8 protein-coding genes and 2 pseudogenes are annotated in these 22,607 nt (G+C 44.9%); 5 read left to right on the plus strand and 5 right to left on the minus strand.

The window, feature by feature from the left end:
* Nucleotides 1-155: 155 nt before the first annotated feature.
* Nucleotides 156-2,357: a hypothetical protein gene (locus H6G57_RS28030; RefSeq protein ID WP_190525025.1), complete on the plus strand. Its 2,202-nt coding sequence runs from the start codon at nucleotides 156-158 to the stop codon at nucleotides 2,355-2,357.
* A gap of 155 nt (nucleotides 2,358-2,512) precedes the next feature.
* On the opposite strand, the gene H6G57_RS28035 is transcribed toward H6G57_RS28030, so the two are convergent.
* Together H6G57_RS28035 and H6G57_RS28040 are read right to left on the minus strand one after the other, a co-directional pair.
* On the minus strand, nucleotides 2,513-2,818 hold the full coding sequence (locus tag H6G57_RS28035; protein WP_190525027.1) for an RNA-binding protein: 306 nt from the start codon (nucleotides 2,816-2,818) through the stop codon (nucleotides 2,513-2,515).
* Nucleotides 2,819-3,110: 292 nt separating this feature from the next.
* Complete coding sequence (locus tag H6G57_RS28040; RefSeq protein WP_242049116.1) at nucleotides 3,111-3,269, minus strand: hypothetical protein; 159 nt, start codon at nucleotides 3,267-3,269, stop codon at nucleotides 3,111-3,113.
* A gap of 79 nt (nucleotides 3,270-3,348) precedes the next feature.
* On the opposite strand from H6G57_RS28040, the gene H6G57_RS28045 reads away from it, so the two are divergent.
* Entirely contained in the window at nucleotides 3,349-4,158 is an 810-nt protein-coding gene (locus H6G57_RS28045) for an SDR family oxidoreductase (protein WP_242049117.1), read from the plus strand.
* Nucleotides 4,159-4,445: 287 nt separating this feature from the next.
* Here H6G57_RS28045 and H6G57_RS28050 read toward each other — a convergent pair.
* Nucleotides 4,446-4,640, minus strand: a pseudogene (locus tag H6G57_RS28050) (reverse transcriptase N-terminal domain-containing protein); the annotation flags it as partial.
* Between the two features lie 629 nt (nucleotides 4,641-5,269).
* Between H6G57_RS28050 and H6G57_RS28055 the strand changes: the two are divergent.
* The gene (locus H6G57_RS28055; protein ID WP_190525029.1) at nucleotides 5,270-6,097 is read left to right on the plus strand and encodes an IS4 family transposase; all 828 of its coding nucleotides are present in this window, start codon (nucleotides 5,270-5,272) and stop codon (nucleotides 6,095-6,097) included.
* Between the two features lie 184 nt (nucleotides 6,098-6,281).
* Here the strand turns inward: H6G57_RS28055 and H6G57_RS28060 are convergent, their stop codons facing one another.
* The gene (locus H6G57_RS28060; protein ID WP_190525030.1) at nucleotides 6,282-17,702 is read right to left on the minus strand and encodes a Calx-beta domain-containing protein; all 11,421 of its coding nucleotides are present in this window, start codon (nucleotides 17,700-17,702) and stop codon (nucleotides 6,282-6,284) included.
* A gap of 230 nt (nucleotides 17,703-17,932) precedes the next feature.
* Here H6G57_RS28060 and H6G57_RS28065 point away from each other — a divergent pair, with 230 nt between their 5' ends.
* Entirely contained in the window at nucleotides 17,933-21,490 is a 3,558-nt protein-coding gene (locus H6G57_RS28065) for an NB-ARC domain-containing protein (protein WP_190525033.1), read from the plus strand.
* A gap of 332 nt (nucleotides 21,491-21,822) precedes the next feature.
* Here H6G57_RS28065 and H6G57_RS28070 read toward each other — a convergent pair whose 3' ends face one another.
* On the minus strand, nucleotides 21,823-22,392 hold the full coding sequence (locus H6G57_RS28070; protein ID WP_255528415.1) for a calcium-binding protein: 570 nt from the start codon (nucleotides 22,390-22,392) through the stop codon (nucleotides 21,823-21,825).
* Nucleotides 22,393-22,484: 92 nt separating this feature from the next.
* Here H6G57_RS28070 and H6G57_RS29290 point away from each other — a divergent pair.
* Nucleotides 22,485-22,607 (plus strand): annotated as a pseudogene (locus tag H6G57_RS29290) (ISAs1 family transposase); the annotation flags it as partial.

The following is a 22,607-nucleotide window of genomic DNA, read 5'->3' on the forward strand; positions in this document are numbered from 1 at the left end:
ATTAAAGATGGACAGGGATCTAAATGGTGCGCGAGGGATTTTCCTTCGTGCATTGGTTGATACGCCTTGGTTAAGAAATTATCTTAACTTATGTATTTGTTAACAAATGTTAGCAAAAAAGTATCGGATACCGAGAAAACAATGTTCAGCAACACTTGTTTAAAGGCAGCTTAGAAGAAACCCGCATCTGGAAAACAACTCGCACCCAAGAGCAAATTCAGGATAATCTGTTCCGGCGCGTGTTGGGTGATCGCAAAGATCTTTTAGCTTACTATCAGTTTGATGCAGATGCCGAAGACCGACTGCCGGATTGTTCCGGTCGAGCGAATCACCTCATCGTTACAAACGCGGATTGGCAGATTTCTAATGCCCCGGTCAGCTACGAAACGCCCCAAGTTCGCAGTGCCTTGGCAGGAGTCCGAACCACCTTCCAGGGGCAAATTCACAGTTGTCCGGCAATTCAGGAATATGGCGACACCCAATATAACAGTGACAACGAGTTAATCGGGGTGATGAAACGCTGCTATTCCTACATTAAAGATGGCGAATGGCAGTTGATTACGGGCTTTAAAATTGGCAACATCATTACCGAATGGATCGGTCAAGCTCAGTATGATCCCCAAATTGTGGGATTTATTGAAGGGACGCCACCTGTACCCAGCGAGAACTGTACGATGGATGCTCAGGATGACTATGCTGGTGGCTCGTTGGTGGAAATTGTAGAAGCGGACAACGTGCAGTATACCCTATCTGCCTCCAAAGAAGGCACGTTAGATGCGGCGTTCAAAATGGCAGCTAGCGTTGGGGGCGGCACAGGAACTTATACGGTAATTGCGCCGTTTGGGGGAGGCATCGCCCAGGAAGTCACGGAAATTGACTTTGAAGCCAAGCTCGAAGGCAGTATGGAAACCAGCAATGGTTGGTCTGGTGAAAGCAGCGTCAGTTCTGGCAAAAACGTCTCCAAGAACACCAAAGTTAAGGCGCTGGGCTGTTGGGAAAGTGATCATCATGTTCTGAACACTGCCATTGGTCAACGCTTTGTCTTCAACAACACGGGGTTTGCCCTGGTGCAGTCCGACACGGCAGATATTTTTGCGATGCGGATGGAACACAATAATGTGTTGATTGCCTTCCGGTTTCAACCGAATCCTGATATTCCTAAAGATTGGAACCTGATTCCGTTCCAGATGAATCCGCGCTATGTTTGCCAAGGCACGTTAGATGGTCGCGTTGGCATGGATGACAATGGCAATGTCTATGATCCCAACTACAAAAACGCCCGTGACTACGGGGAATATAGCTACTTTAAACCGAAGGAAGCCTATTCTCTGAAGAATCGGATTCGCCAGGAAGAAGAGGAACTGAAGACCTACTATGAAAACTTCAGCACCTCGCCATTAGATGCGGATCGAGCGGGTAAAGGGGCTGCCATTGGAGCGGGTATTGGTGCGCTCGCAGGGCCGTTAGGGGCTGTTGCTGGTGCTGCTGTGGGTGGCTTAATTGGCGGGTTAACAGGCGATAAGCGCTTGCCAGAAAAATTAGCTAAACGTAACCTGGTTAATACCTACGTTTGGACGGCAGAGGGTGGCTTCTTTGCCGAAACAACGGAGTTAACGGACTCCATGAGTGAAACCGTTGGCGGTTCCTTCTCGTTGAAGGGTTCTGCTACGGGTGGTTTTGGCACGGATATCGAGATCTTTGGTGTGGGTGTGAAGCTGGAGATGGAAGCTGCGATTGGAGGCAGTTTGAACCTCACCAAGAGCAAAACCCGAGACTCGGAAAAATCCTTTAGCCTCAATGTTGAGTTGGAAGTACCCGACAACATCCAAAAATATGTCGATAGCAAGCCGATTTATGACCAAAACGGCAAACCTGTTTTACAAGCGGGTAAAGTGGATGCCTATCGCTTCATGACATTTTATCTGGAGCCGAGTGTGCAGAACTTTGACACGTTTGTCAACAAAGTGGTTGATCCGATTTGGTTAGAGGAAAGTAAGCATCCTAATGCGGCTGCTATTCGGAATGCTCTTAAGACCCAACAAAAGGCGAAAAAAGATACGGAAAAAAGCATCCCTTGGCGGGTAATGCACCGTGTCACCTTTGTCAGTCGGGTTCTGCCTGAAATTCCGGTGGATAAAACCCCGCAAACCCCTGAAGAAACCCTCAAAGCCGCTGATATCGATAGCAACTACGAACTGATTAAGCGCCTGGAACCGTTTGTCAGCGATAAGCTGGATGATTATGTACAGTTTACGGATGCTGTGCGGAATGCCATTGATGCCTATATTCCTGAGTTGAAACCTGCTAAGGATTACATTGTGGAATATATGTGTCAGTATTATCAGGTGTTTGATTGATGAAGAGATAGCAGACAATAGTAAGGCGTTTGAGTAGCAACTGATACTGACCCAAATTGCTAAGTTAGAACCAAGAAGGGTTCAAGCAAAAATGCTTAAACCCTTCTTAATTAGGTCTGACCTCTACAGGCAAACTACTAACTCAGCTGTGATGTTTAGTAGTTACGAGAGAAGTTTTTACCGTTTCCGCGATCGCCACCAAATGAGCCGCCGCGATCTTCACGAGGTTTGGCTTTATTAACCTTCAGATCACGACCCATCCACTCCGCACCGTCTAGTGCGTCAATGGCAGCGGCTTCCTCAGAATCTGCGCTCATTTCTACAAAACCAAAGCCACGCATACGACCCGTTTCACGATCCACAGGAAGCTGAACTCGCTTTACAGATCCATACTCTGCAAATACAGAGGTCAGATCGTCATTAGTAACGTCATACGACAGATTGCCTACATAGATTGACATAGCTTGTCTCCAAAGATTAGAGGATGTGTAGAGTAAATGCTCGGAGAGAAGTCTGTCAATGGAAAAACGTGAAAACTCGTTAATACTAAAAACAAATGTTGCTAACCGGTATTCATTCTTTGAAATCAATATAGCACGTTTGAAAAGCTTATGGGGGTTTTGGGATTGTGAAATCAACAAAAAAATCTAGCGAGTATTCTTACTTATTGTTAAAGGGACGGAAGCAGAAAATCCAAGTCGTGAGTCTTGGGAATCCCACACCATAAGCTTGATCGTTGGTGTTGGGAGGGTGTCAACCTGCATCATCTGTCAAAACGATGACATCAGCAAAACGATAGGGCGAGGTTTTCAGCCCTAACTCCTCGGCAGCCAAGCGCCGAATCCCTTCTCGATTCATGGTAAGCTGAGTTGCCGAAGCCGTGGGAATGACTCGCCAGCCTTCGTGTTCCAACTCGATCAGGGTAGCCGTGGCGATCGCCTCAACTTCCGGCACAAAATGAGTGAAGCTCGTTTCCTGCTCAATTAAAATTATGATGGATTTTATTGATAAAACTTTTATAATTACGGGCGCATCTGCGGGGATTGGAAAAGCTTTAGCCCTCAAACTAGCTTCCCAAGGCGCCAAACTCGTTCTTGCTGCACGAAATCAAGACGCTTTAGAAAAAATAGCTGATGCTTGTATTCAAAGTGGGACTCAAGCTTTAAGCGTTCCCACCGATGTCACAAAGCCCGAAGATTGCTGTCATTTAATCGAGCAAACCGTGAAATATTTTGGCAGTATTGATGGACTGGTCAATAATGCAGGGATCAGTATGTCAGTGCGATTTGAAGAGGTCAAAGATCTCACGTTATTTGAGCGGATTATGCAGGTGAATTATCTAGGTTCTGTTTATTGTACCTATTATGCACTTCCCTATCTAAAAACCTCTAAAGGATTGCTGGTGGCGATTTCATCTTTGACGGGTAAAACAGGAATTCCAACCCGTTCTGGATATGCAGCCAGTAAACACGCAATGCAAGGTTTTTTTGATTCTTTACGAATTGAATTACGGGGGACGGGGGTAGATGTGTTAGTGGTTTCTCCGGGTTTTGTTGCTACGGATATTCGGAACCGAATTTTGGGAGCCGATGGACAACCAATGGTTACAGGTTTACCAAAGGGGCAAAAAGATATCATGTCGATTGAGGAATGTACCGAGCAGATTTTCAGGGCAATGCAAGAAAGAAAACGAGAATTAGTAATGACAAGTCAAGGACGTTTGGGGCATTGGCTCAAATTAATTGCACCGGATTTATTGGATAGAATAATTTACCGAAAATTTCTTTCAAAACTCGATTAATGGGATGCCATTTTATCGATTTCTGCTGTGTTCCAGTTGGTCAAATGAATATTAATTCAAAAATTACTTTAGGTTTAGCCCATAAGGGCATTGAGCCGAGATACGTGTAAAAAAGTGCAAGATAAACCGCCAAAGCCTTATCCAATCTAGGTTTCGAGTAAAGAAACTGGGAGAGGAATAGCCTGTTCCCAAGGTTGAGGAATATTCTTCCAATCCACCACATAATCCCCGTAGCGCTTAATATGTCGGGTCAAGTAGGGACTCCTATTAAGTTTAAATGCGTAACAGCTTATCCTTCTTATCGCTAAGAGTTTGGCGTAATATGACTTAACTAGAAGTTTTTGGAGATTCCGAGCTTTCGCATTTTGTCCCGATAATGATGCTTGGTAAATTCTCTTTTGCAGCTTAAATACTACCCGTTGAACTTTCGCCCAATTGATAGAATTCCATGCAGTCGTAGTCTTGATTATACTCGTTTTCACCGTTTTAACTGCTAATTGAAACCTTACCTAACAACTAAACCGGAATCTATCAGCGTATCCTAGACATTACATCTAGGCTTTGGCTTCTGACTCCATCTCTCGCCCTCATAACATCCGCCTTAGATTTGTGGCTACCTAACAGTATTCGACCTCTGTAGGAGTATATGAGGGGTTTTAACGTTCCTTATTGTCACGACGGTTCAAGCCGGATGTTTACTTTCGTTATTCTTGGACAATTGGCTAGAGAACTACCTAGATATTTGACTTATATCCGATTTCCCGTTATACCCAGCTTCAGAGTTTTGATAATCAGTCTGACACTGTGGGAATTGCCGTATCTCTTTGGAATAGGCTGCCGTATTTTGTTGTTCGGAAAGCCGCACCATTGACTCCGAGATTAACCCTCCTTTAGGGTTACATTTTCAAAGTTAAGATAGGCTTGATTGAATTTATTATTGGGTTTATACCTAGTAACAATTGTCTGAACCTATCTCCCTGCTTAGGTTTTGGGGTTTATTCCTAAACTTTGACAGGAACGTCTCGCACTGATTCCTCAATTTTACCAAATCTATCTGCAACAACAACTCAAAGAGACTGAATATCTCACTCTCAAACAGAAGAGTGTATTTATGATTAGTCTAATTTGGGACAAACGAGCTATCCCTTTGTACTGGAAACTATTAGAGAAAAGGGGAAGTAGTAATTTAGAAGAACAACAAGCTCTAATTACTCCCATTTTAGAGTTATTGAAAGATTATGAAATCATTCTATTAGGCGATCGAGAATTTGGCAGTGTGAAGCTAGGGCAATGGCTCTGTCAGCAGCAAGTCAAGTTTATTTTAAGAATTAAACAGGAGCGTTACATTCAATCAGATGGAGAAGATTATACTCGTTTGTCTGAGTTGGGTTTATTGCCGGGAACTCGTTTTTACTTAAGAGGTGTTAAAGTCACTAAACAGAAAGGGTTTGGTAGCTTTGATGTCGCTGCTTATTGGAAACGAAAATACCGAGGAAAAGCCGAAACTGAAGGTTGGTATCTACTAACAAATCTTGGAGATTTACAGCAATCAATTACAGCTTTTAAATGTCGAAGTGGGATTGAAGCGATGTTCAAAGACTGTAAAACAGGAGGTTATAATTTAGAAAAAACTCAAGCATCTGGACACCGTTTAAACAGCTTAATTCTACTCATCGCCCTGGCTTACAGTTGTGCGATTCTCCAAGGTCAACAGATTAAAAGCAAGGGAATTCAAAACTATATAGGTCGGCTCAAAGAAGAAAAGCGATCGCTACGCCGTCACAGCAGTTTTTGGATGGGATTATACGGTCAATCTTGGGTAATAGGAATGGAGTTTTTTCAAGAAATTGTCAATGAATTAATGCTGATAAGACGTAACAAGTTGCCTTTTTTTCAGAGGGGGTTAAGGGCTATGTCCTTGATTTTATCAACCTTTTAACGGGGTTGTCACCCCGTCAGGGAGAATTTAACGAAAAATTGTAATGAACATCGAATTTCTTAGGATCAGTAAAAAATTCGATGCCCACCTGCGGAATATGGGTTAAAAATTCCTATTGATTAGCCATCTCCCCCAAAATTTTTCACTCTCCAATTAGCCTGTAGCCACAATACATTTAATTTCCTCAACCCAAGAAGTTAAAGCGACCATCTTCTTCTAAATTGATCTTCGTATTTAACCCCTGATTAATAACAGCAATTAACTCGGTTCCAGACTGAGTAAAAATGCCAACCGATGCTTTCTTGGCAGACACGGAGGATGGTACTGATCTTAGAGAGTAGTCACTCGCAACACCCTTGAGTTGAATGCGATCATCAGCATCAAAGCTAGAAATCTCAGCATAGTCATTCAACAGATTACTGCTATAAAAAACTGAGGTATCATTTCCTAGAATATAGGTGTTAGCTCCGTTGCCCCCATTGAGTTTGTCGATTTGATGGGTACTATCTATACCCGTTGTCGAACCCATAAGTGTGTCGTTGCCGTCGCCCCCTCGGAGTTCATCGTTGCCAAGTCCACCTCGGAGTTCATCATTGCCAAGTCCACCTCGGAGTTCATCGTTGCCAAGTCCACCCAAGAGCGTGTCGTTGCCGTCGCCCCCTCGGAGTTCATCGTTCCCCCCCTGACCATCCAGGTAATCATCGTCTTCTGCACCAAATATGCGCTCATCCGCACTCGTACCAATCACGCGGTCATCGCCAGTTTTGCTATTGACTTTATTTTTCTGGAGATGAGTGAGTTTACTCATATAGATGATGTCGTTACCAGAAGTGGTTTGATTATTCGCCACGATCAGGTCAAAAGCATCGCTCGCTGTGCCATCATGTCCATCATTGGCGGTGACATTGACTGTAAAGATGCCTGGGTTAGAAGTCGTGCCTGAGAGAAGACCCGTTTCGGGATTGATACTAAAGCCGTTGGGTAAGCCCATTGCAGTGTAGGTCAGGCTATCTTCTGGGTTAGGGTCGCTAAAATGGGTGCTGACATTCAAGGAGAACAGATCATTTACTGAGGCAATTTGATCCTCAATCCCTGCTCCAACCACAGTGGGAATATTGTTATCTGATTGCACCTCTAACGTGACCTGGGCGCTCTTAATACCCCCCTTACCATCCGAAACAACATAGTAGAAGATTTCTGTACCCGAAAAGTTAGCTTGGGGTTCGTAGCGAATTGTCTGATCTTCATTCAGCGTGATACTGCCTGTCAGACCATCCGGAGCAGTTAGCAGCGTAATCTCCAAGGAATCGCCATCGGGGTCAATATCATTTGCCAACACATCGATTGTTGCTGGTGCCTTGTTATTGAGGGTAAAGACATCCGCTTCTGCAATGGGAGCCTCGTTGCTGATTGGGACTTGCTGGGCGGGATTATTAACCTGTTCTGCTGCTTCGTTAATCTTCTCATCCAAACTGCTTCCTGTGTAGGTTTGGATAACGGTTTCCCCATCTTTGCTGCCTGCACCCAATTCTTTGAGATCTTGGGGAATGAGAGTTTGTGCCACATACTGCACTTGGGCAATTTGGGTCAGTTTCTCATCAACATCTAGGTCTTGAGCCACCACAATCTCTTGGATTTGAGCATTGCTGGCAGAAATCACCTCTGCCACCTGAGTGGCGACTTCTGGGGCAAGCTGAGGAACAGTGGCTGCTATTAAGTCTTGTAACATCGTCTGTTGGGTTAAATCCGCTAAGGCACTTGGGGGTTGGGCGACCACGTAATCCGCCACCGCCTGAATTACCGTGTCTGCTGCGGTGAACGTTGACTGCTCTGTATCCGTACCTTGTAACAGTTCACTCATTTGTACAAATAAGCTCTGTAACTGGACTTGTTGAGCAAAGATTGCGATCGCATCAGGATCGCCTTGTTCGGCAGCGGCGAGGGCGTTGTAGGTACTGAGGTCTATTCCAGTGGGAAGGCTAAAAGCATCCTTAACGAGATTTGTGGCGACATCCGGTGTTCGTTCTGACTGCGCGAGTTTGGTGGTGAGGCGATCAAACAAATCCACGAAGAACGGCTCTAGTACCGCCGCCGTTGTTGTGGTATCTATTAACGGCACGACGACATCGGCGATTTTTTCAGCGATTTCAGCGTAAGTTAATGTGCCATCGCCTAAGAGGGTTATAATCGTTTGACTATCAAGAGCAATCTGGTTCGCCACCTCGCTGATGTCGGTAGGAACAGCCAGTCCTGGGGCGGCTGACTGCAATACAGGAATGGCATAAGTCAGTAAATTCTCAATGCTAGTTGCTTGATCGAGGGCGAGCGTGCCATTGGCGATCGCAACAACCACTGCATCTATTAAGATGTTGGCAATTGAAGCTTCTGTCAGACTGCCTGTTTCGCCCTGACTCTCCAGAATCATCTGAGTGCCACGAATCAGGAAGTTTTGCAGTTTCACTTGGGCTGCTAGAACCTGTAACCCTTGATTTTGTTGGGCTGTATCCTCGGTTTGGGCTAGGGCAGCGATGGGATCGAAGTTCGTTAAATCCAGATCGAACGCTGCCAGACCTAACCCCGCTTGTAGCTGAGTTTCGGCAGTTGCTAAATCAAGCTCGGATAGTTCCGCAACCAACGTGGTGAACGGCGTGGCGACTGTTGCATCTGCGGTGGTTTTGAGGGGGACGGTTTGGGGTTGATTGGTAGAAGTATCAATCCCTTCAATTGCAATAATTTGCCCTTCGGTACTGTCAATTTCACCGTTTTGATTAATATCGAACAAGGTGAGGGGAATATCGAGTTGATAAGATCCATCTGCGTTGCTATAGGTGAGAGGTTCGGTTAAATCCCACTGTCCGTTAAAGTTGGCATCAAAGAAAATCTGGCTACCTGCGAGATATCCATCAAATGCCCTCCCCGCTTTAATCCCAGCTGGGCCTAGATCAAAGCTAAATAATGGCCAAGTTGCTAGATTAGCTTGATAGACGGTTGCGCCTAATGCTTTGATTTGTGCAGCTAAAAAGGCATTAATTCCCCCATACAAGCGGAACACATTCCACAGTCCCCCATTTTTAGCTTGTTGCACAATCTCCGAAACATGAATGCGTCCATCACTCTTACCAATCGTTTCACCAACATCAATCAAGTCAAGGTTAGCCGTTCCCTTAACACCCCCTATAACATAGCCTGACGCAACACCGACATCCACCTTTGCACCCGCAGCAACAGAGGCATTAAGTGTCACCTCTGGTCGATCTTCTCCGGTTCCGTTAACATTCGTGCGATCGCTGATATAAATGCCGTCAAGAGGTAAAAAGCTATAAGCTGTTTGTTGTAAAGAATTACTTCTATCCCAGGTTCCATCTTTAACTATTTTCGCCAATCGATTAATTCCACTGGTATCAAAACCGAAAGCAAGATTTAAAGCTGCATTTAAGTTTCCTTGCAAAAGTACAGAAATTGGCCCCCAAATTGGGAATTTTTTTTCTAGACTAAAATCGAGAATAAAAGGAGGAAGTTGTAATCCCAAAAGTGGCACATCTTCGCCCTTAATCAGACCTGGAATATTGGAGAAAATTAGCGGGGAGATAATACTATCATTAAGGACATTTTTCGCCTTATCAATTAACTCTTTTTGTTTGGGAGTAGCAGTCGTATTTTGGGCATTTAACTGGTCAATCACCTGCTGAGTTGTCAGTTCCCCTGCATTAGAACCAGGTGGCTTGGGATAAGTAACACTGCCAAAATTAATGATTATGCCTGAATCTTGTTCAGCTTTAAATTCGGAAAGGATGTCGATATAAGTATAAATTTTGTTAAGTAAAGAATAAAATTTATCTACTCCCTTGATAGCATCTTCAATCTGAGCAGCTTTATCGGGGTTAAGTAGTTTATCAATACTACCAGCCATCTCTAGTAACGTTACTTTTCCATCTTTATTGATATCAAAAGCAGGAGTTAAGCCCAAACTAGAGATTAGTTTGACCTCACTACCTAAGGCATTAATAACTGGACGAATGGGCGCGATATATTTATCAACTTGTTCTGCAAAAGGTTGTACCTGTTTACCTAGCCACGAACCTAAATCTAAACGAAGGTTATTAACTGAGGCAGTAAAAGGAGATTTGGTAGGATCGTTTATAAATTTCTTACCTTGACCGTTTTTATACTCATAAAGCAGCGGAGTATATGCGTATGCTATTTCTGTTGCTAAATTTGGCAATCCTTGACCTAACTTATCTGCACCAAATTGAGCTTGCAGACCTAAATTTGCTGAAATAGAACCACTAGCTGCAAACTGGTCTTTAAAAAGAGAGAGTGTAGTCTTACCAATCGATAAATTATTGCCAAACTCTGTGGAACTCAATCGATTGCCATCATCCCTGAGAACAATTAAATTACCATCTCCACTATCATATCGACCATTTTTATTTTTGTCTAAAGCTTCAATGATTGGAAATGTGCCATCGGGTAGGGAATTAACAAAAGGTTCCGATGGTGTAGGTATTTCAATAACATCATCTTCGCTTTCAAAATTAACTGGCGAATATACCCCCTGGTAAGATAATGGTGTAAATAAGCCATCATTATTGTTGTCTGCAAAAAGAATAGCTGGCTTAGATTTAACAGCCCAGAGAGTATAAGTTCTTCCTTCTCCCTTGGATTCATCGTATTTGCCATCGTTATCTTTATCAAAAGGTTCTTTTACAAAACCATCTGATGGAAAACTCTGACCTACGGACTTGATCCAAGGTTCTTCATAATCCCAAATTGTGTTACCGTTAGCATCTAAAAAACGAAACCCATTAGCATCATTTGGATCTTCTGGATTAAACTTAGAGTTATGCTGATCGAACTGAAGGGCATAGTCTGGAACAAAGGTATATAGTGTACCTCGATTTTGATAGCGATCATTACGATCATAAAAACCATTGAGATTACTATCAAACTGAGTCTCATATTTTAAGTCAAATTCTCCATTAGTCAGAAGTCCACCGATGGGTTCAAATCCCTCCACTAAACCAGTATCATTGACATCAAACCAACGTACAGATGGACTTGGAAATAAGCTGGGTTCTTGATATAAAGTTGGGCTAATTTTCTCTCCAGTCTGGATGATAACAATTTCTGTCCCCTCAGAAGGAGTATATTCAGTTTTGGGTTTGGGATTACCATTCTCATCCTTGGAAATTTCTTTAACGAAATCATTGACAATTTTTAACTTGACATTTTTAGAATTGCCGACAAAAGTTACTCCTGTTTGCAATTCATTAGCATCCAGTTTGCCGTTTTTGTTGGCATCTAGGAATTTGTAACCAGTTCCAATGTCAGCATCTTTAAGACCAAACTTGAAAGTAATACCAGCTTTTGTTTTTGTGCCAAAACTACTATCGTTGTCTCTAAAAGTTCCTGTTAATGGTCCTAAAAATCCTTCCGCTTGGAAGCCGGGCAAGGATATTCCCAAATTGACTGTCAATGAAGTTTGCTCAGTGTCAATAAAAAATGCTCCCTTTGCTGACTGACCGGGCTGTTCTCCCGGGATAAACCCTAAAATTACATCAGGAGCAACAGTTTTTACTGAATCGAAAACAGAATTAAGTGATATACCTTTTGACTTAATTTCCGATAGAGATTTAGGAGATTTTGATTGTAATCCAAAACCCAGAGATAAAATTGCCGTTCCTGCAACTTCGGCTTTCCCCTTAACCTCTAGTCCAAAACTATCACTACTGAGATCAGCTTTAAGGTCTTGGTTCCATGCTGGGTATGATATTGTAATTGAAAGGTTAAACCCTAATCCATTCTTGGCAGCAAAGCCACCAGATACTTTCACTTTCAAACCTGTGTTGGCAAGAGCAGATTCGAGACCTTCTTTGATAAAGGTAACAAAATCTTTGACTTTAACTCCCTCTGCCTGTTTCATTTTTTCCGTCAGAGCTGCTTTGAAAGGCATTAACTGATCGGCTATGGAAGAAGCAGACCCAATAATCGGAATTTCAATGATGCCGAGTTGTTCTTGGAGTTGTGTGTCTAAATCATTGAGGATTCCATCAAAAGCATCGTCGAAGGCGTCAGCTTCATCGGCACTTAAGACGCGATCGCTCGCATCCACCACTTCAACTGCCACGGGATCAACGGCAATGTCATTGTATGCTTGATCTGTGCTGCTGAAGCTGAGGCTCAGAGGAGCGGTTTCACGGGGTTCTGTTGCGCTGTCTTCAATGGCTTCAACAATGACGATTTGTGGCGTATTCCAGTTCTCTGGGGTAAAGGTGAGGCTAGTTACATCCGTTTCCCAAGCTGTACTTGTGCCTAAGTTAATAGTGACATCTGCCGTGGGTTGGCTGCTTAACTGCACCGTAAAGGAATCGAGTTCTCCGGTTTCTTCCACTACCGTAGTGCCATCGGTCTCAACAATCTGCACGCCAGCCTGGTCATTATCCCCCACCTTGACCTGGATAGAACCAGCTTCTAGACCGTTGTAGAGGGGATCAGAACTGCTGAGGGTGTGGGTAATGGGGGTGGTGCGGTTCCCCTGAGCAATGGCATCATCCTGCACGGCTACTGTTACACTTTGGGCAACATTCCAGTTGTCAGGGGTAAAGGTAATTGGTGCGATCGCTTGCAACTGCTGATCGGTATTAAAATTAACGGTAACGTTGGCCGTCGGTTGACTGCTTAACTTGACGCTGTAAGTGTCGGTAATGCCGTTCTCGCTGACTTCGGTAATATTCCCCGTTTGGGCAAAATTCACGCCTGCAACATCATCTTCTAGAATCGTGACAGAGATGGCACGAGGAGGATAGCCATTCGCCGCTTCTAAATTGGCATTGCTGCCATAGGTAGAGTCTGTGCTGCTTACAGTATGGCTGACCGTACCCGAACGATCTCCGTCAACTTGGTTGTTATTGGGCGCACTGGCAATTACCTGTTGTGGAGTCTGCCAGTTATCGGGTGTAAAAGTCAGAAGCGTCTGATCAACTTCAAGTTCTGTATTGGCGTTGACTGCGATAAGAACATTGTTGTCCGGCTGACTGGTCAAGACGACGGTGTAGACATCTCCTAAACCTCCTTCCGTCACAAGGGTACGATTGCCCGTCTCATTGATACGAACACCGGGGATATCATCATCATAAATCGTGACTGTGGCACTTGGTGTGCTATCTAGGGTGTAGCCATTGCCTGCTTCCAGGGTGAGTTTAACGGTTTCTCCTCCCGCCTCCGTGATGGGGTCTTGCACGGGAAACACTTGCACTGACGTTCCAGTTGCCCCTGGAGGAATAAAAGCTGTTCCACTCAAAGCAGTATAGTCACTGCCAAGGGTTGCGGTGCTAGAACTCTCAATGCGGTAGTTAACAGTCACGCCATTTGCCGGTGCAGGATCGCTTAAAACCAAATTAAATGCACCTGTCACCAAACTCTGTTCGCTGGCATCATCTGTACTGGCGATGCTGAGAGTCGGAACATCATTATCTTGAATGCTGATATCTAAGTCGGCAATCGCCGTGCTACTGGTGTAATTTGGATCTGTCGAACTGCTGATAGAGTGGGTAATACGACCCGCATGGCCACCTTCGACTTGCCCATCATCGACAGCTTTAACATAGACAGTTTGAGGAGTCGTATCAGTCAGGGACAAGATGTGTTGATCCGCGTAGGTCGTGCCATCCAGACTCACCTGCAATTGGGCATCCGCTTGAATCGTCACCTCAACCGGGCTGGTCGGAGTTTTAGTGAGTTGAAGCTCGTAAGTCTCAGCGTTGCCACTTTCGCTTACTTGAGTCTTGCCACTACTGGGTATCACCAGGACACCGTAGCCGTCATTATCAATATTTGTGACTTCAACCGTGCCTAAAATTTGGTTGTTATAGTTGGCATCATCACTGTTGCTCTTCAGGGTTAGGTTATAGGTTTGGCTGCCATCCACATCGGCATCATCAACACCTGATACTGTGACGGTTTGAGGAATATTCCAGTTTGTATCAGTAAAGCGAAGACTGGATCGGTCTACACTGCCCTCGGCTGTCTCTAGCCCCTCTACAGCGATCGTGACTGGGGCTGTCGGTTGGCTTGTGAGACTGACCTCAAACTGAGCCTGATTCCCTGTTTCAGTCGTAACCAACTGGGTTGCAGAAACCGTAGCCCCCGCTTGGTCATTATCAGTAAGATTGATGGTAGCAATTAATGAATTTTCGCTCAGGGTATATCCAGCCGCACTCGCTAGGGTGAGCGTGATGGTTTCAGTTTCCTCTGTGATCGCATCATCAATAGGTGTAATGGGAATTAAGGCACTGGTGAGTCCTTCTGAAATGATGACGGGAGTGAGACTCGCTTGATAGTCGCTGCTGATATTGGCATTACCACTGAAGTTGTACTGAATCGTTACTCCACCTTTGGGCGCAGGGGCATCAAGTTCGACTCGGAACAGCCCCACTGTACCGTTTTCGCTGGCATCACTAACCTTCACAACTTTCGCAACGGCTAAGGCATCGTTATCTTGAAGGGTGAGTGTAGCCGTGTTTTGCTCAGGATTAAGATCATACAGAGCATCACCAGCAGGCGGAGTCAGGGTTACTACAATGGTTTCATCAGGATCATAATTTGCGTCATCAATTGGGTTAATCGTCACTTTGCCACTCTTTTCTCCCTGCGGAATGATGATATTTCCAGAGAGTAGCTCGTAATCGATCCCTGCTGTTGCACTGCCACTAACACTGTAGGGAATTGTAGTGCCTCCTTCTAGGGCAGGAGTCGTTAAGGTGATGGTAAATTCCCCAGGTGTGGAGTCTGCTTCACGGGGATCGGTTGTAGCCGTAATACTGGCGACCGGAATGGCATCATCATCTTCAATCGTTAGACTGGCAGTTTTTTGAGGAGATCCTTCCAAAGTATAGCTCTTGCCACCTGTATTAGGATTTTGATTACTAGCGGTTGGCTCTTTCAAGGTGATGATGACATCTTCATCCGGCACTTCAGAAATACCGTCATTAAGCGGTGTAATGTCAATGAGGGCTTCGGTTTGACCTTTAGGGATTGTAACGCTACGAGTAATGGAGCTAAAGTCCTCTCCCTCTTTTGCTGTTCCAGTTAGGTCATAACTGATGGTTGCACCCCCTTCGAGGGCAGGAGCAGATAATATGATTTTAAATTGACCTGTTGTACCTGTTTCAGTCGCATTTGAAACCTTTTCGATCCGGGCAATGGGCAAGATATCGTTGTCTTCAAGGGTTAGGGTTGCCTTATTATTAGCAGTATCAACACCATAATTATTCTGGGTTGGGTTTGTTAATGTTAAGGTAATCGTTTCGTTGGGATCATAAAGTGCGTCATCTTTTGCTTCAACGCTAATTGTCGAGGTTTTTGCCCCTTGCGGGACAAGAACCTCGCGGCTCAGAGTGGTGTAGTCATTACCCTCAGAGGCATCGCCGCTAATAGTATAAAAAACTTTAAAGTTTGCTGGAGCAGGCTCAGTCAAGTTAATAATAAAGCTGCCATTTGTTCCATTCTCTTTGGGATTACTTTGCCCCACGACACTCACCACGGGCTCGTTATCAGCGAGTGTGACCGTTGCCGTCTTTTGATTATTGTTGATGATGTAGACCCCTGGATTTAGGGTCAAAATAACGGTTTCATCACCCTCGTAAATATTGTCATCTTGAGTAGTGACGTTCAGGGTCGCACTTGTAGTATTCGCTGGAATAATTAAGGTTTCCGATGTGGTGTAATCCTGATTCTTAGTCGCTGTTCCACTGAGGCTATATTTAATGGTTAATGGTGCAAGGAATGGTTTATCAAGGGTGAATGTGTACTCACCGGCATTATTACTTCCTTCCTTTGTATCAAATTTTTTCACGACACTCAGGGTTGGCAAGCTCTGAATATTGTTATTACTGGTAGGAGAAGATTTTGCATCGAAATAGAAGCCTGTGGAAAACGCAGTTGGATTTAGGGAATAAACCTGACCCCCATTACGAACAAAGAAATTAGCCCCCTCTGCCTTTCCACTTGTCGCTCCAGTTCCTCCTTGCCCTCCTGTGACAGAATTTCCTGAGAAACTGGTGTTGCTCAGAACTAAACTAGCTCCAGCGTTGACAAAAATAGCGCCACCTAAGCCAGCACCACCACCACCACGGCCACCGTTACCACCGACACGATCTTCATTCCCTCTTTGTCCAATATCACCAACACCACCAGCACCGCCATAGGCACCACCGGAACCGCCGGAACCGCCAGAACCTCCATTTCCAGGTGTTCCCGTGCCGCCGCCGCCACCACCGCCGCCACCGCCACCACCGCCGCCGCCACCGCCAAAACCACCATCACCACCTATACCACCATCACCACCTTTGCCACCGGCTATACCAGCAGGTTCAGCGACCCCATTACCTCCTTCACCGCCACCACCGCCGCCACCGCCACCACCGCCTGAGAAGTCGCCGCCCGCACCACCGCCCGTGCTAGGGGAAAAACCATCTCGACCACCTAGACTATCATTATTGCCTATTCCCTTTGGGCCTGCTGTACCACCACTTGAACCTGCGCCGGTGTAGCCAGCGAATCCATCAGTTCCATCTATGCCGGGAGACCTACCACCATTACCGCCTTGACCATTGCCCTCACCAGAGCCACCAGAACCACCGTTCCCACCAATGGCTCGACTAGAGCTAATCGTCACCCTATCCAACGTCACTAAACCGCTATTAATAAAAAGTGCGCCACCGACGCCAGCAGCACCACCCCCATTTCCTAAAGCATTAGCTCCTTGGGCTAATCCGTTAGCAATCGTGAGGTTGGAAAATGTGACGTTTCCTGATGAGATATTGAAAATCCTGAAAGTGCCTCGACCATTCACAACATCATTTCCATCACCTACAAAAGTAATATCGCTAGTGATATACAATGGAGCGAAAAGAAGATCAATATTCCCAGAAACTCGGCTTAGATCAATAATGTCAGATTCTGGAGTGCTGTTGGCAAGTTCGATAGCCTCACGCAACGATACAAAGTTTGTCCCAAACAGGTCTTCGGAAAGGGTAGTAACATAAATTTTGTCGTTTGCAGTCTCAACTTGAACAGGCTGTCCATCTAACACGATGGTTGCTGTATCATCTTCTGATTGTATTGCCTGTAACTGCTGTTCATCTAATCTTTCATCTCGTACCAATGCTGAGAAAAGTTCCCCCTCATCACCCAAACTATCAGTACGATTAAGCTGCACATCAAAGTCATGGCCGATTTCTTCCAATAGCACAGCGACAACTTTATCAAGATTATTGGCATTCTCAGTCAGAAATTCCTCAGACAGATAAATGGTATGTGATGCAGCAGCATAACTTCCATTTGCGCCATTAAGTTCTCCCGCAGAACGAATTTCAAGGGTTGGCAGTTCAACGGTTTTATTAAGTAGTTTATGGCGTAAATTTTCTGCCCTAGCAGTATCAAAGCGATCGCCAAATGCCAAGGATAAATTAGCTTCAAAGTTTTCCCGTTCTGCAAAGTGGCAGAGCAAGTCTATGGCACGTACCTTTGCCGAGATCACAATTGAATTTAGATCGAGAATAGAATCTTGTCCGGTTTCGCCAAAAATCATTTTAGAGGTGTCCATAATTTAACTGCTTATCTAGGGAAGTTATTTCAGTATCTTCATTAGAGAAATGAGCCAAAAGCTTTCCAAGTTCTCTCGGACTTAGAATGATAAATAAGCTTTTAATATTTTTAAACTCCCCTTAGCCTATCCCAACTCCCCGATGCTGTCTTTACAGGAAAGTATGGAGTTGTCAAGTATGGAAAGTATGGTTTAAGGTAGAGGCAGCTTTATACAGAGCGAGAAAAGAGATGGAATTTGAGCAGGTAGTGGAAGTGGTCAACACTGTGATCGCTCCCAAAATCGCTAGAACGCTAACTGAGGTTGAAGTTGCTCTTTTGTTCGGTGCTTGGAATAACCTCACTTATGATCGCATCGCCGAGCGGTCGGGCTATTCCATCAACTATCTGCAACGGGACGTCGGCCCCAAATTTTGGAAACTCCTCAGTGATGCTTTAGGTCGCAAAGTCAACAAAACCAATCTGCGCGGTATTATTACTCACTTTAATGCTCCGACGGCTACTCCCCAACCTCAAGTCCAACGGTCAATTGATTGGGGTGAGGCGATCAATGTCTCCAACTTCCAAGGTCGAGGTGAAGAGATTGAAACCCTGACCCGATGGATAATACAAGATCGCTGCCGACTGATTGCTTTGGTGGGAATGGGTGGGATCGGTAAAAGTACCTTAGCCGCTAAAGTCGCGCAACTCCTACAAGAACAATTTCAATTTGTGATTTGGCGAAGTCTCCGCAACGCCCCACGCTTAGAGACATTGTTGTCCGAACTGGTGCCTTTTCTTTCTAACCAGCAAGATCTCCAAGCGAAACCCGAACGACTCCTGTACTGGTTGCAAACCCATCGCTGCTTGGTGATTTTGGATAATCAAGAAACGATTTTACAAGCTGGCAATGTGGCGGGATACTACCAGCCAGATTTCACAGACTATGATGAATTATTGCAATTACTGGGAGAAGCCTCTCATCAGAGTTGTATTTTACTCACCAGTCGTGAGAAATCTGCCAAAGTTGCCATATCAGAAGACTTAAACGGAGCAGTGCGATCGCTCTGCCTAAGCGGTTCCTGGGAAACCTCCCTCGCCTTAATGGACTCCAAAAAACTCATCGGAACCGATACAGAAAAACGTCGCCTGTGTGAATTATATTGTTGTAATCCCCTCGCCCTAAAAATTGTTGCTGCCTCGATTCAGAGTTTATTTGAAGGGAATATAAGCTATTTTTTACAAGAAAAGATCATAGTGTTTAATGGCATCAGCATCTTGTTAAATAGCCAGTTTGAGCGGTTGTCACCTGTTGAACAAACTATCATGTATTGGTTGGCAATTAATCGAGAATGGACAACGATTGCAGAACTACAAGATGATATTGTACCTCCGATTTCACGGGCAACCCTATTAGAATCCCTAGAATCCTTAACGCGGCGCAGCTTAATTGAAAAGCGATCAGGCGAATATACCCTACAGCCCGTTGTGATGGAATATGTTACAGACAGTTTAATTCAGCACCTTGTCACCGAACTGTTAACGGTTAAATTCTCCTATTTTCATCGCTACGCCCTAATTAAAACAACAGTTTTAGACTATATCCAAGACACTCAAGTCCGATTAATTTTACAGCCTTTAATCCAAAAACTCCAAGACTCACTTTACAATTCTGACACCCTAGAGCAGCATCTGCAATCGATTCTAACCGCATTACGCCACGCCTCCACGCCATTCTTTGACTACGGTGTCGGTAACTTGATCAATCTGTGCCGACACCTACAAATTGACCTGACGGGATGGGACTTTTCTCATTTAAAAATTCGCCATGCCGATTTCCGAGGTGCAACCTTACAGGACATCAATTTTCAATCGGCTCATTTTGCTCAATCCCTCTTTACCCAACTATTTACGGGGGGAGCCTGGGTGAAATTTAGCCCCGATGGGCGACGCTTTGCCATTGGAGATACGAATGGAGGACTGCATATTTGGCAGTTTAAACCGATGCAGCTATTGATGACAATCCAGGCTGGACGAGGCTGGATTAAGGCAGGGGACTGGAGTATTGATGGCACAATGATAGTCTGTTGTGCCGAACACAGAATTCTGGTTTGGGATACTCGCACGGGTCAATGCTTGCGAGAGTTTCAGGGATATACGAAATGGATTTTTGCCTTGGCTTTGAGTCCCGATGGTCAAAAACTGGCTTGTGGAGGGCAAGATCCATTGATGTGGGTTTGGGATGCAGCAACTGGAACCTGTCTGACTCGCTTAGGCTCAAGCAAGCTAACGAATCAGAGTTGTTGGGTTCTTGATGTCGAATGGCTTGCCAATGGGACTATTTTGGCAGGAGCCTACACCGATCACACGATTAAACTCTGGGATGTCACGACAGGGGACTGTATTCGTGTAATTCCGGCTCATGAATATTGGGTGTGGTCGTTAGCGTTGCATCCCAATGGCAAAGTCCTCGCGAGCAGTGGATATGATCAAACCGTCAAACTGTGGGATTGGCAAACCGGAGAGTGTTTACAGGCAACCACCACCCAGGATTGTATCTATCGAGTGGAATGGAGTCCAGATGGTCATAGACTGGCTGGGGGAAGCCTCGCTCAAATCCTGCCGCTGTGGGATAGTTCTCTCAACTGTTTACACGTGTTTCAGGGGGAACAGAGTTGGGTTTGGGCGATCGACTGGAGCCGAGATGGCAGTACCCTCGTCAGTGCATCCTTTGATCAAGTGATTAAATTCTGGAATTCTGAAACGGGTGAGTGTTTCAAAACATTGCAGGGCTATAGTAACTCCTGTTGGTATGTCCGGTGGAGCCAAGACGGAGTTCGGCTGTTGAGTAGTAACACGAACTATACCGTGCAACTGTGGGATAGCCAAACGGGTGAATGCTTAAGGGTATTTCAGGGACATACCAAAGAAGTGTTATCGGTTGCCTGGAGTCCTGACGAACGCTTGATTGTGAGTGGCAGTGCAGATGCCACCGTTCGGATTTGGGAGGTTCAGACTGGGCGATGCTTAAAGGTGTTATCAGGACATGAGAATTGGGTGCGGTCAGTGGCTTGGAGTCGGGATGGAAATTCTGTCATTAGCGGCAGTAACGATCAAACCGTGAGGATCTGGGATGCTCACTCTGGGGAATGTTTATTAACCCTATCAGATCATCAGAACCAAGTCATATCGGTTGTTGGGTTCCCAGTGGGCAACCGGGTAGCGAGTGGGAGTGCAGATAGAACGATTCGGTTGTGGGATTTAAGCCAAGGGGTTTGCGAGCGCGTGATTGAGACGAATCATCTGATTCATTCGATTGCCTTGAGTCCTGATGGTAAAACCCTGGTTAGTGGAGATTATGATGGGAACGTTCAACTGTGGGATGTTGCCTCTGGAGCGTGTTTAAGAATATTACAGTCCCACAGGGGACATATCTATTCCGTAGCTTGGAATGTCGATGGCAATCTGGTGGCGAGTGCCAGTAGTGATGCCACCGTCAGAATTTGGGATGTGAGAACGGGTAAATGTGAGCAGGTTATTGAGGGTAAAAATTATGCTTGGTCAGTGGATTGGAATCCTGTGAAACCGTTATTGGCGATCGCATTTTTGGAACAACCTATTCAACTGTGGGATATACAGACCTATAAATTAACACAAACTTTCAAGAGCATTCTTCCTTACGAAGGCATGAATATTACGGGGGTAACAGGGATGGACGAGGGGCAAAAAGCTACTCTCAAAGCATTAGGTGCGATTCAAGAAGGTGTAGAAATGAGGAATGCTGGTATCGCTAAGAAACTCTCTAGGTAAGCGTTTCGGGCGATATGGCGGAATTTTTCATGAATCGTTGCAATACCCCTATAAAGCTTTAAACTTTTGAGTGTTAAGTTGACAGTTGATGGTATCAATTTACGAACATTCTTTTGTCAATTTGACAGTTAACTGTATCAAGTTATGAACAATATTTTGTTATTTATACAACGCTTTAAAAGCCTGTGATGGTTGCTTTCCGCAGTTCGTGTGTCTGGCGTGCAGTGGGCTTTACTAATGCGATACGGGCGGGGCAAATTGCCCGGTTAATTAAACGGCTTGGGAAAGGGCGATAGTACGGTTGATTACAGAAATCAGTTGATATTACCTCATCAGACGAAAGTGAAGTAATCTTCTTCTAGGTTGGGGAATGGAGTGCCTTGAATCATAGCAACTAATTCTTCTTGTTCTCCATTAATCCAGTAAAAGGAAGCACCAAAAGGTAAGCCGTCGGGTTGATCTCCTAAGCGATAATCCTGACGATTTCCATTCAACTGAATCGTATCATTTTCGGCATCAAAATCGACGATGAGAGCATAATCACCCAAACCAGGATTAGTCGTATTGTCATTGTAATAGAATTGGAGATCATCACCTAAAACGAAGGTATCAGTACCTTCTCCGCCTTGGAGAGTATCGACTTCTCCAACTCCTGGATTGTTGTTTTCGGGATTTACCCCAGTTAGAATATCATTTCCCAGGTCTCCCCACAGTTCATCGTTGCCGCGATCGCCAATCAGAGTATCATTATCTTTACCGCCATGTAGGGTATCATCTCCTTCACCGCCTTCAAGGAAGTCATCGCCTTGGTTTCCATTCAACCAGTCGTTTCCTGCGTCGCCAGAGAGATGATCTTGTGCTTCAAGTCCAAAAATGACATCATTTCCCCCATCTCCACTCAGGGCTGTTTCAAAGTCGGGGGGAAAAGAGTAAAGAAAGAGCGATCGCTACCTGATAAAATCAAGAGCGGTCGCTTATTTTTTCTAAAATAAAGATGCTAACAACTTTAATAGAAAAACTGAAAAAAGTCAAGGATTACCGGAAGGCTCAGGGAACAAGGCATCCAATATGGCTAGTATTATTAATAGTCATATTGGGGCTAATGTCGAGGAATTTA

It is taken from the genome of Planktothrix sp. FACHB-1365 (assembly GCF_014697575.1).
Lineage (GTDB): Bacteria > Cyanobacteriota > Cyanobacteriia > Cyanobacteriales > Microcoleaceae > Planktothrix.

Bases quoted from the DNA above. Each gene is read 5' to 3' on its own strand.
- H6G57_RS28035 (WP_190525027.1), bottom strand. From the start codon at position 2,818: ATGTCAATCTATGTAGGCAATCTGTCGTATGACGTTACTAATGACGAT.
- H6G57_RS28045 (WP_242049117.1), top strand. From the start codon at position 3,349: ATGATGGATTTTATTGATAAAACTTTTATAATTACGGGCGCATCTGCG.
- H6G57_RS28055 (WP_190525029.1), top strand. From the start codon at position 5,270: ATGATTAGTCTAATTTGGGACAAACGAGCTATCCCTTTGTACTGGAAA.
- H6G57_RS28060 (WP_190525030.1), bottom strand. From the start codon at position 17,702: ATGGACACCTCTAAAATGATTTTTGGCGAAACCGGACAAGATTCTATT.
- H6G57_RS28065 (WP_190525033.1), top strand. From the start codon at position 17,933: ATGGAATTTGAGCAGGTAGTGGAAGTGGTCAACACTGTGATCGCTCCC.